The sequence below is a fragment of the Limibacillus sp. genome (genome assembly GCA_037379885.1).
In the GTDB taxonomy this organism is placed as follows: domain Bacteria; phylum Pseudomonadota; class Alphaproteobacteria; order Kiloniellales; family CECT-8803; genus JARRJC01.
In genome coordinates, this window is sequence record JARRJC010000121.1 from 1 (window position 1) to 2,059 (window position 2,059).

Consider the following 2,059-nt stretch of genomic DNA (forward strand, 5'->3'; position numbering starts at 1 on the left):
GTCTCGCTCATTCCCTCCCTCAACCTGAAGACGGGGTACGAGACGGGCGTCTCCGCCGAGCAGTTGACCCAGCTTACCCACGCCTCCCGCCTGCTGGACGAGCGCCTGAACCGCGCGCCAAACCGGCACCAGCCCTACGTCGGTCAGGCGGCCTTCGCGCACAAGGGCGGACTGCACGTCTCGGCGGTGGAGAAGGACCCCAAGACCTACGAACACATCGAGCCGGGTCTGGTCGGCAACCAGCGCCACATCGTGGTCTCCGACCAGGCCGGGCGCTCCAACATCCTGGCGCGCTTCCGGGAAATCGGCCTGGCGCTGCCCGAGGGCGACGACCGCCGCGTCAACCGCCTGCTGGAGGAGGTCAAGCGGCTGGAGAGCGAGGGCTACGCCTATGACGGCGCCGAGGCCTCCTTCGAGTTGTTGGCCCGCCGCACGCTGGGCGAGGTGCCCGACTACTTCTCGCTGGAGCGCTTCCGCATCATGGACGACCGCCGCACCAACGCGCGCGGCGATCTGGTGATCGAGAGCGAGGCCACCGTGACCGTCGAGGTCTGCGGCGAGCTGCTGCACGAGGTGGCGAGCGGCAACGGACCGGTCAACGCCCTGGACGTCGCCTTGCGAAAGGCGCTTTTGCGGGCTTACCCGCAGTTGGAGGGCACGCACCTGACCGACTACAAGGTGCGCATCCTGACCCCCCAGGGCGGCACCGACGCCGTCACCCGCGTCATGATCGAGTCCGCGGACAAGGAGGGCGAGCGCTGGACCACGCTGGGCGTCTCGCCCAACATCATCGGCGCTTCCTACTCCGCCCTGGAGGACTCCTATGCTTGGAAGCTCTTCCGGGTCGGCGCGACCCCGCCAAGCAAGGGCTGACGTAGGCGGGGCCATGGCGGGCACCGACCGCAGCAAGCAGCAGCAGCCGGAAGAAGGCGCCACGCCCGCCGTGGTGCTGGTCGCCCCGCAACTCGGCATGAACATCGGCATGGTCGCCCGCGCCATGATGAACTGCGGGCTTTCCGACCTGCGTCTGGTGAAGCCGCGCGACGGCTGGCCCAACCCGGAGGCCGAAGCGCCCGCCGCCGGGGCCGGGATCGTGCTGGAGCGCACCCGGGTCTTCGACAGCCTCGCTGACGCCATCGCCGACCTGCAGTACGCCTACGCCACCACGGCGCGGCCGCGCGGCATCATCAAGGAGGTCTTCACGCCCAGGGCCGCGGTGTCGGACCTGCGCGCGAGGCTGGCGCGGAGCCAGCGCTGCGCGCTGGTCTTCGGGGCGGAGCGCACGGGGCTGGAGGCCGAGGACATCGCACTCTGCGATGCGCTCATCAACGTGCCGCTCAACCCCGGCTTTTCCTCCCTGAACCTCGCCCAGGCCGTGCTGCTGGTCGGCTACGAGTGGTTCCAGTCCGGCGACGACACGCCGGCGGTCACGCGCCAGACAGGCGTTACCCCGCCCGCCGACAAGCGCGAACTGCAAGCCTTCTACGAACGCCTGGAGAGCGAGCTGGAAAGCGTCAACTTCTTCTGGCCGGTCGACAAAGGCCCCGCCATGAAGCGGAACCTGCGCAACCTCTTCAACCGCCTGGAACCTACCGAGCAGGACATCCGCACCCTGCATGGGGTGGTCTCGGCATTGATCAACGCGCGGCGGCGGCGCTCTTGACCAGCTGAACATCAATGCATGCTAGCAGTCCTACTCCGTCAATGAAGGCCAGGGCGAAAAGCAATAGCGCCGAGATGTAGAAGATCCTGATGACAATCCGATACCTGGCGTAGGAGCGCTTCGGCCTTTCGGACTGCTGGCAGAAGCCGATGTTGAAGGCCGTCGTTTTCATGAGCTCCAGCTCGATTTCTCGGAGCGCATCGGTGGCCATGTGAAGGAGTTCCCCGGTGCGGATTTCTAGGAAGAAGAACAATGATGTAAGGAGAAATCCGATGACCGATATGTGGACCTGATAGTCGAACAGCGCATTCATCAGGCGAGTTCCATAGAGAATGGAAGTCACACACAGAGCCAGTATGATCAGGTAGAACTGGAATATCGTTAGTCTTTGAGCGG

3 protein-coding genes are annotated in these 2,059 nt (G+C 65.7%); 2 read left to right on the plus strand and 1 reads right to left on the minus strand.

Annotated features, from left to right (window positions below; all coding sequences use genetic code 11):
- The coding region (locus P8X75_15195) for an alpha-isopropylmalate synthase regulatory domain-containing protein (protein MEJ1996527.1) at positions 1 to 873 on the plus strand (873 nt) is incomplete at its 5' end.
- A 13-nt stretch (positions 874 to 886) separates the two neighbouring features.
- The gene (locus P8X75_15200; protein ID MEJ1996528.1) at positions 887 to 1,663 is read left to right on the plus strand and encodes an RNA methyltransferase; all 777 of its coding nucleotides are present in this window, start codon (positions 887 to 889) and stop codon (positions 1,661 to 1,663) included.
- On the opposite strand, the gene P8X75_15205 is transcribed toward P8X75_15200, so the two are convergent.
- Positions 1,638 to 2,059, minus strand: a 422-nt coding sequence (locus P8X75_15205; protein MEJ1996529.1) for a hypothetical protein, incomplete at its 5' end; no start/stop codon positions are given. The genes P8X75_15200 and P8X75_15205 overlap by 26 nt on opposite strands.